We start from the raw sequence: 9,391 nt of genomic DNA on the forward strand, positions 1-9,391 counted from the left end.
AATACGACGCCCCATTATACGTCCCGCTAAAGACACATAACGCTTATCCGGCTGCATTGTATGAGGTAAATGCATATTCGAAAGAGATCAAAGATAGCTTTCAGGATGATGCGGATAAGCGTTATGTGTCTTTAGCGGGACGTATAATGGGGCGTCGTATTATGGGTAAAGCTTCCTTTATGGAATTGCAAGACTCGGAAGGACGTATACAGGTTTATATTTCTCGAGATGATCTTTGTCCGGATGAAAATAAAGAGCTTTATAACACTGTCTTCAAGAAATTGCTCGATATTGGCGATTTCGTTGGTGTTAAAGGTTTTGTTTTTCGCACTCAGATGGGCGAAATATCCGTACATGCCGAAGAATTAACGGTTTTGGGGAAATCGCTTCGTCCTCTTCCTGTCGTAAAAGTAAAAGATGGTGTTACCTATGATGGTTTCACCGATCCTGAGCAACGTTATCGTCAACGCTATGTTGATTTGGTTGTTAACGACAACGTTAAAGATGTATTCCTTAAAAGAACAAAAGTGTTCAACTCTATGCGTGAATTCCTTAACGGACATGGATATATAGAAGTTGATACTCCTGTGCTGCAAAGCATTCCCGGAGGAGCTACAGCTCGTCCTTTCATCACGCATCATAATGCATTGGATATTCCTTTATATCTGCGTATTGCAAACGAATTGTATCTGAAACGCCTTATTGTAGGTGGGTTTGATGGAGTATATGAGTTTTCTCGTAATTTCCGCAACGAAGGTATGGATCGTACGCATAATCCGGAATTTACAGTAATGGAATTCTATGCCGCCTATAAGGATTATAATTGGATGATGGACTTCACAGAGAAAATGCTGGAGAAGATCTGTACAGATGTTCATGGCACAACTAAGGTGAAGATGGGCGATAAGGAGATAGACTATAAGGCTCCGTATCCTCGTGTAACGATGATTGACTCTATCAAACATTTTACAGGTTTTGACATTAGTGGCATGGATGAAGATCAGCTACGTGATGTTTGTAAGCAATTAGATATAGAGCAAGACACAACTATGGGCAAAGGAAAGCTGATAGATGCTATCTTTGGAGAGAAGTGTGAAGGAAACTATATACAACCTACATTTATAATAGACTATCCGGTAGAGATGTCTCCGCTTACAAAGAAGCATCGCAATAATCCCGAGCTAACAGAGCGTTTCGAACTGATGGTGAATGGTAAGGAATTGGCGAATGCATATTCTGAGCTGAATGATCCGATCGATCAGCGTGCTCGTTTCGAAGATCAGCTCAAATTGTCTGAAAAAGGAGACGATGAGGCGATGTTCATCGATCAGGATTTCTTGCGTGCTTTAGAGTACGGTATGCCTCCTACAAGTGGCATCGGTATCGGTATGGATCGTCTGGTTATGTTTATGACGGGTCAGGAAAGCATACAAGAAGTGATGTTCTTCCCTCAGATGCGTCCCGAGAAAGCACCAAAGAAAGATACTGTATCAAAATATAAAGAATTAGGAATAGCTGAAGATCTTGTCCCTGTACTACAAAAAGCAGGATATTTTACTGTCGAAAGCATGAAGGATGTCAATTCACAGAAGATAAGACAAGATATAGGCGAAGTCAATAAAAAATATAAACTCGATTTAGCACTACCTTCTGTGGACGAAGTAGAAGGATGGGTGAAAAAGCTTAGCTAATCCCTTTGTGTCTAATTAAAGTATGAATGAATGAGTTTTCCCGGTAAAATAACAATATTTGGAGGTGGTACATGGGCTACAGCTTTGGCCAAAATTATGCTTAATCACGAAAAGCATATAAACTGGTACATGCGCCGTCCTGAACAAATAGAGGATTTTAAGAAAACAGGACATAATCCTTCTTATCTTTCAAATGTTGAGTTCAATCTGGATAGAATTACATTTTATTCGGATATTACACAAGCAGTGGAAGATTCGGATACAATAGTTCTTGCTGTACCTTCTCCTTTCTTGAAAAGTCATCTTGAAAAGTTGAATACAAGTTTGGCGAATAAATTTATTATTTCAGCGATAAAAGGTATCGTCCCTCCGGAAAATTTGCTTGTGACAGATTATCTGGAGCAATACTATAATGTGTCGCCTCAAAATATGGCGATTGTTGGCGGGCCTTGTCATGCCGAGGAAATAGCTTTGGAACGATTGACTTACCCTACTATCGCTTGTGCCGATATCCAGAAGGCAAATGCGATTGCTCAAGTCTTCAATAATAGATTTGTGCGGGCTTCTGTGTCGAATGACGTTGCGGGAATTGAACTTGCCGCAGTACTGAAGAATGTATATGCGATTGCGTCAGGAATTTGCCACGGTCTGAAGTATGGCGATAATTTTCAGGCGGTATTGGTTTCCAATGCTATATCAGAGATGGAGCGCTTTGTTGATATCGTTTCTCCTATCGAAAGAAGGATACAGGATTCTGCTTATTTAGGAGATCTCCTTGTGACTTGTTATTCTAGTTTTAGCCGCAATCGTACCTTTGGTGCAATGATTGGCAAGGGCTATTCGGTAAAAGCTGCTCAGGTGGAGATGGAAATGATAGCGGAAGGTTACTATGGCACAAAGTGTGTAAGAGAGATCAATGAAAAATATAATGTGGATATTCCTGTTGCAGATATGGTTTATCGTATATTGTATGAAAATTCTCCGGCACATCTGGAAGTGAAAATATTAAGAGAACAGATACTAAAATAAAGAAACAATATGGATAAGGTTATCAAATTAGACATTAGCAAAACATTAGGCTTTATAAGCCAGGCTGATATCAACGGTCAGGCAGCTCTTGCTAAAAAATGCAATGAGGCTCTTCACGATGGATCAGGCAAAGGAAATGATTTTCTAGGCTGGCTCAATTTGCCATCTTCTATTACAGATGCAGAATTGAAAGATATTGAAGATACAGCAGCTGCATTGAAATCCAAATGTGAAGTGATCGTATTGGTGGGTATCGGTGGTAGCTATCTTGGATCAAGAGCGGTTATCGATTCTTTATCAAATGCATTTGATTGGTTACAGAAAGATCGTAAAAATCCTGTTATTTTGTATGCAGGAAATAATATAGGTGAAGATTACCTTGTTGAGCTTTTAGCCTACCTGAAAGGTAAATCTTTTGGAATTATCAATATTTCCAAATCGGGAACAACAACAGAGCCTGCTTTGGCTTTCCGTATTCTTAAGGCTGAATTGGAAAAAGCTGTAGGCAAAGAAGAAGCTAAGAATCGTATTGTTGCGATCACCGATGCGGCTCGTGGAGCTTTGTATACATTGGCAACAAAAGAAGGTTACAAGAAATATGTAATTCCTGACAATGTCGGAGGACGTTACTCTGTATTGACTCCGGTAGGGTTACTTCCAATTGCGTTGGCTGGTATCGATATTCGTCAGTTAGTGGCGGGTGCGGTTTATATGGAAAAAGAAACAGCTCCAAGTGTGTCATTTGAGAAAAATATCGCTGAAATATATGCAGTTACTCGCAATGAGTTGTATAAAAAAGGCAAAAAAATAGAAATCCTTGCCAACTTCAATCCTAAATTGCACTACATCGCAGAATGGTGGAAGCAACTTTACGGAGAAAGTGAAGGCAAAGAAAATAAAGGGATATTCAATGCTGCGGTAGACTTTACTGCCGACCTTCACTCGATGGGTCAATGGATTCAGGAAGGTGAGCGTTCTATTTTCGAAACTGTTGTTTCTGTGGCTCAGCCAAACGAAACACTGACAGTGCCGACTGATGAAGAGAATCTTGATGGGTTGAACTTCCTTGCAGGTAAAAGAATAGACTTCGTAAACAAGATGGCAGAGTTGGGTACTCAGATTGCTCACGTTGACGGAGGTGTTCCGAATATAAAAATAGAGTTGCCTAAACTGGATGAATATAGTATCGGACAGTTACTTTATTTTTTCGAAAAAGCATGTGGTATAAGCGGTTATATTCTTGGCGTAAATCCATTCGATCAGCCGGGAGTAGAGGCGTATAAGAAGAATATGTTTGCTCTTCTCGACAAACCGGGTTTTGAAAAGGAAAGTGAAGCAATTAAGAAAAGATTATAAAATAAGCTGTTAGCCGATAGCCTTTAGCAACTTGCTAAGGGCTGTTTGCTAAAAGCTAAATACTAGAATATGGAAAATAAAAAACACTTGCTGGGTATGACTATGGAAGATTTCTATGGTGTAGTAGGTGAGTGTGGTTTACCCAGATTCTCTGCCAAACAAATAGCAGACTGGGTTTACAAGAAAAGAATAACATCTGTCGATGAAATGACGAATCTCTCTGTGGCAAACAGAGCTTTGTTGTCAGAGAAATATGATATAGGGCGGTATAACCCTCTCGAATTTCAGCAATCTATAGATGGTACGGTAAAATATTTGTTCAAAACGGAAAAAGAAAAGCTGATAGAAGCCGTTATGATACCCGAGGACGATCGGGCAACGCTTTGTGTGTCTTCTCAGGTTGGTTGTAAAATGAATTGCTTGTTTTGCATGACCGGAAAACAAGGGTTTAATGGAAATCTAACAGCAAACGAGATATTGAATCAGCTCTATTCTGTTCGCGAGGCAGAGAGCTTGACGAATGTGGTTTTTATGGGAATGGGTGAGCCCTTGGATAATTATGAAGAACTGAAAAAGACACTCGAGATAATGACTGCTGATTATGGAATGGCGTGGAGTCCGAAGCGTATAACGGTTTCTACAACAGGTGTAACACCCAAATTGAAACGTTTTTTGGACGAGAGTAATGCCCATCTGGCTATCAGTATACATAGTCCTGAAAAAGAACAAAGATTATCAATAATGCCTGCCGAAAAGGCATTTCCTATCACAGGGGTAATGGATCTATTGCGGCAATACGATTGGACAAAACAGAGACGATTGTCTTTCGAATATATAATGTTTGACAACTTCAACGATTCTTTAATTCATGCAAAAGAGTTGGCGCAGATGCTTAGGGGGATCGAATGTAGGGTAAACCTTATTCGCTTTCATGCGATACCTAACGTCGACTTGAAAACTTCTACTAAAGAGAAAATGGAGGCATTCCGCGATTATTTGACTAAAAAAGGTGTAACCAGCACGATTCGTGCATCTCGTGGAGAAGATATTTTTGCGGCCTGTGGTATGTTGTCGACAATGAAAGGAGATGCTTTAAGTGCTCCTAAAAAGAATTTAGAATAATCTATCAGGCAAAAGAAAGAAATGACCCTCGTGTAGTCTTCCTCTATGGAAGTTGAGAGGACTAAATATAAAGCTATGATTAAAGTAGGAATAACACAAGGTGATATAAACGGAATAGGCTATGAGGTTATATTAAAGACCTTCGCAGATATCCGTATGGCTGAAATCTGTATTCCCGTAATATACGGATCAGCCAAAGTTGCCGCTTATCATCGTAAGGCGATGGAGTTGCAGACAGTTGCTTTCAATCAGATAAGTGATGTAAAAGACGCTGTTGTAAACAAGGTTAATATCATCAATTGTATCAATGAAGATACTAAAGTAGAGCTAGGTCAAGCGACTCCTGTTGCAGGTGAAGCTGCATATCAATCGCTCGAAAGAGCTGTTGCCGACCTCAGGGATGGTGCAATAGATGTTCTTGTAACAGCTCCTATTAATAAGCATAACATTCAACGAGAAGACTTTAAATTCCCGGGACACACAGAATATCTGGAAGAGCGTTTTGGGAAAGATCAGGATAAAAGTTTAATGATTCTGGTAAAAGACTCTCTTCGGATAGCTCTTGTTACCGGACATATCCCATTGTCGGAAGTTCCTAATACATTGACAAAGGAAAAGATAGTGGAGACAGCTACTCGCTTCGAACGGAGTCTAAAAAGAGACTTTAGAGTAGGGCGGCCTCGTATTGCTGTTTTGTCACTGAATCCTCATGCCGGAGAAAATGGATTGTTAGGAAATGAAGAAAACGAGATTATAATTCCTGCTTTGAATGAGTTGCAAGATAAAAAGATACTTTGCTTTGGTCCATATCCGGCTGATGGATTTTTTGGTTCGGGCGATTATACTCATTTTGATGGTATATTGGCTATGTACCACGATCAGGGATTAGCTCCATTCAAAACACTAGCGATGGAAGACGGCGTTAATTTTACTGCCGGTCTGTCTATTGTGCGCACATCACCTGCTCATGGTACTGCATACAGTATTGCAGGGCAAAATAAAGCTTCAGAAGAGTCGTTCCGCCAGGCAATATATATGGCTATTGATACTTATGGCAATCGTATAGAATATGATAAAGCTTATGCTAATCCACTGAGGAAGTTATATGTGGATAAAGGCGGTGATGATAGTGTTGACCTGATAAAAGAAGCAGAAGAATAGTATATTTACCTCTTAGTTAAAATTTAGTTAATAAAAATGAATTACGCTATAATTGCTGCGGGAGAAGGTTCTAGACTTGTCCAGGAAGGTGTTACTTTGCCAAAACCATTAGTAAAGCTAAATGGGGTGGAAATGATTCGTCGGCTGATTGATATATTTCTCAAAAATAATGCTTCTTCAATAAGTATTATTGTGAATGAAGAAATGACTCAAGTACAAGACTATCTGACTAATCTCGAATTGGGTATTCCTTTTAATGTTGTGATTAAGTCTACACCCAGCTCAATGCATAGCTTTTTTGAGTTAAGAGATTTTCTTCGAGACGGAAAATTCTGCTTAACGACAGTAGACACGATTTTTAAAGAAGACGAGTTTTCTAAATATATTCAAACATTCATAAATGATTCGGATAGTGATGGTATGATGGCTGTGACAGACTTCATAGATGACGAAAAACCGCTTTATGTGGATGTAAATGACCGTATGGCAATAAAGGGCTTTCTCGATCATTCTGATAATTGTAAATACATCTCCGGAGGTATTTACGGTTTGACACCCAAGGCGATTGATACGCTTGAAGCCTGTTTAGACTCCGGACAAGCTCGTATGCGCAACTTTCAGAGACAATTAGTCGCCGACAATTTACAATTAAAAGCATATCCTTTTGAAAAAATAGTAGATGTGGATCATGCAGGCGATATTGTTAAAGCAGAGAAATTCTTAAACAATTAATATAAAAGAGATAGGGACATTATAAATACTATGTCAAAGATAAAAGTAGCAGGAATCAAAAGGAAAACAAAATTCTCTCCCAATCATATAGGCAATGATGGCATGATATTCAGTGAGACAGCCGAATGTTTAAGAAATATGGGATATGATGTAAGAGAATATACAGAAGATGAATTTATTTTAAGTGAAGAGAATGAGCGGTATATCTTCAATATGGCTCGTGACAAAACAACCATCCGTAAACTAAAGAAAAGAGAAGAGGATGGAGCTGTTATAATAAATCCGGGAACCGGTATTGAAAACTGCACACGTGAGGCAATGACTCGCTTGTTGTTGGAAAACGATATACCATATCCTACAAGCCTTATAGTGGATGTAACGGATGATCCGACCCAAGAATTGAAGAAAATGACGGCGGATGCATATTGGATCAAACGAGGTGATTCGCATGCCATTCATAGAGAAGATGTAACCTATGCACGTAATATACCCGAAGTGAAATCAATATTAAAAGAGTTCGCTTTGCGTGATATTCCAAATGCTGTGATCAACGAACATCTTGTCGGAGACCTTGTTAAGTTTTATGGGGTGGCAGATACTGATTTCTTCTATTGGTTTTATCCTTACGATTTAAGCCATAGTAAATTCGGACTTGAAGCAATAAATGGTGAAGCGCATGAGTTTCCGTTTGATGTAGAGGCTTTGAAGAAAGCATGTGATAAGGCCGGTGAGATATTAGATGTTAAAGTATATGGGGGAGACTGCGTTGTAGACGAAGATGGCTCTTTTAAAATAATTGACTTTAATGATTGGCCGAGCTTTGCTCCTTGTAGGAGTGATGCAGCACCAAAGATTGCAGAATGTGTGCATAAGCAGATTCAAAGAGATTTGCAAGGATAATAATAATAAGCTTATATTTGCATTATACGGAAAGTAGTTTGTAATAAAAGTAGTATCAATAAATTAATGGATAATAAACAACCGACACTTGAATCTACTCTAAAATCAACGGATACAGAAGAGTTTATAGATATTTATTTCTATCGTCCGATCGGTTATCGTTGGGCTCTATTGTTTCAGAAATTAGGTGTTACTCCTAATGCTGTCACCATAGCAAGTATTTTCTTGGGAATAGGGGCAGGGATATGTTTTTATTTTGACAATATATGGATATCTCTATTAGGGATATTTTTACTTGTATGGGCAAACTCTTATGATAGTGCAGATGGGCAGTTGGCTCGCATGACAAAGCAGTTTTCTGCTTTAGGACGTGTTTTGGACGGTTTTGCCGGCAATCTGTGGTTTGCTTCCATTTATGTAGGTATTTGCTTACGCCTTTATCCCGAGTGGGGCGGATGGATATGGGTTTTAGCTTGTGTTACAGGTTATTTTCATTCCAAACAAGCGGAGATGGCCGATTACTATCGCAATGTACATCTATTGTTCCTTAAAGGGAAATCAGGGAGTGAATTAGACAATTCGGCTGAGCTTACTGCCAAATTTAAAGAGCTAACTTGGAGTAAAAACTTCGGAGCAAAAATTGTATTGTTTTTCTATCGCAACTATACTACCGATCAGGAAAATCGATCTCCAAGACTTCAGGTTTTATTTCGATTACTCAGAGAAAGATTTGGAGATGTTGCTCCTGAAAGTTTTCGCAACGACTTCAGAGAGAAAAGCCTCCCCTTAATGAAATATACCAATATACTCTCTTTCAATACACGATCTATCGCATTGTTTGTGTCTGTATTGTTGGGGTGGCCTTGGTTGTATTTTGTATTTGAATTAACTGTATTGAATATACTGCTTGTATACATGGTAACAAGGCATGAGAAGATAAGCAAAGGCTTTGTTATGGATATAAAGAGTGGAAAATACAATTAAAATAAGTTTTAGCATGTTTGATTTGTCAAAAGTAAAAGGGATTATCTTCGATTACGGAGGTACTATAGATAGCAATGGTAAGCATTGGGCTGAAGTTTTATGGGAATCATATTTGGATAATGAGGTTCCTGTAACCAAAGAACAGTTCCGTGAGGCGTTTGTATATGTAGAACGTTATCTGGCTGCTAACCTTGTTATATTACCCGAAGATAACTTTCATGTTTTACTGAAAAAGAAAGTAACTCTTCAAATAGAATATCTTTTGGAGAAGGGCTTCTTGAAGGAAAATGATAAGACAAAGTTATATAGCCTTGCAATTTCAGATCAATGTTATAACTTTGTAAAAGATTTAATTAGAAAGGAAGTTGATATCCTTACAGACTGTACATTTCCATAGAAATTAGATACCAAAACCA

Annotated in this window: 9 protein-coding genes; all 9 read left to right on the forward strand. The window is 38.7% G+C overall.

Annotated elements, in window-relative coordinates; all coding sequences use genetic code 11:
• Positions 1-1,691: lysine--tRNA ligase (gene lysS / locus LDB17_RS11915; protein WP_393925037.1), on the forward strand; the 1,691-nt coding region annotated here is incomplete at its 5' end.
• Between the two features lie 30 nt (positions 1,692-1,721).
• On the forward strand, positions 1,722-2,720 hold the full coding sequence (locus LDB17_RS11920) for an NAD(P)H-dependent glycerol-3-phosphate dehydrogenase (RefSeq protein ID WP_252637891.1): 999 nt from the start codon (positions 1,722-1,724) through the stop codon (positions 2,718-2,720).
• Positions 2,721-2,729: 9 nt separating this feature from the next.
• A complete protein-coding gene (locus tag LDB17_RS11925) occupies positions 2,730-4,076 on the forward strand; it encodes a glucose-6-phosphate isomerase (RefSeq protein ID WP_252637890.1) in 1,347 nt (448 codons plus the stop codon).
• 69 nt (positions 4,077-4,145) lie between these two features.
• Positions 4,146-5,198 carry a 23S rRNA (adenine(2503)-C(2))-methyltransferase RlmN gene (gene rlmN, locus LDB17_RS11930; RefSeq protein ID WP_252637889.1) on the forward strand — a complete coding sequence of 351 codons (1,053 nt, stop codon included), beginning with the start codon at positions 4,146-4,148 and terminating at the stop codon, positions 5,196-5,198.
• A 75-nt stretch (positions 5,199-5,273) separates the two neighbouring features.
• A complete protein-coding gene (gene pdxA / locus LDB17_RS11935; RefSeq protein ID WP_252637888.1) occupies positions 5,274-6,359 on the forward strand; it encodes a 4-hydroxythreonine-4-phosphate dehydrogenase PdxA in 1,086 nt (361 codons plus the stop codon).
• A 36-nt stretch (positions 6,360-6,395) separates the two neighbouring features.
• Entirely contained in the window at positions 6,396-7,091 is a 696-nt protein-coding gene (locus tag LDB17_RS11940) for a sugar phosphate nucleotidyltransferase (RefSeq protein WP_252637887.1), read from the forward strand.
• Between the two features lie 30 nt (positions 7,092-7,121).
• Positions 7,122-7,991 (forward strand): hypothetical protein, encoded by an 870-nt coding sequence (locus tag LDB17_RS11945; protein WP_252637886.1) that lies wholly within the window; start codon positions 7,122-7,124, stop codon positions 7,989-7,991.
• A gap of 66 nt (positions 7,992-8,057) precedes the next feature.
• The gene (locus tag LDB17_RS11950) at positions 8,058-8,975 is read left to right on the forward strand and encodes a CDP-alcohol phosphatidyltransferase family protein (protein ID WP_252637885.1); all 918 of its coding nucleotides are present in this window, start codon (positions 8,058-8,060) and stop codon (positions 8,973-8,975) included.
• Positions 8,976-8,988: 13 nt separating this feature from the next.
• Entirely contained in the window at positions 8,989-9,372 is a 384-nt protein-coding gene (locus LDB17_RS11955) for a hypothetical protein (protein ID WP_393925038.1), read from the forward strand.
• The last annotated feature ends 19 nt before the right edge of the window (positions 9,373-9,391 follow it).

This window comes from Dysgonomonas sp. Shenzhen-Wh21, assembly GCF_043392705.1.
Lineage (GTDB): Bacteria > Bacteroidota > Bacteroidia > Bacteroidales > Dysgonomonadaceae > Dysgonomonas.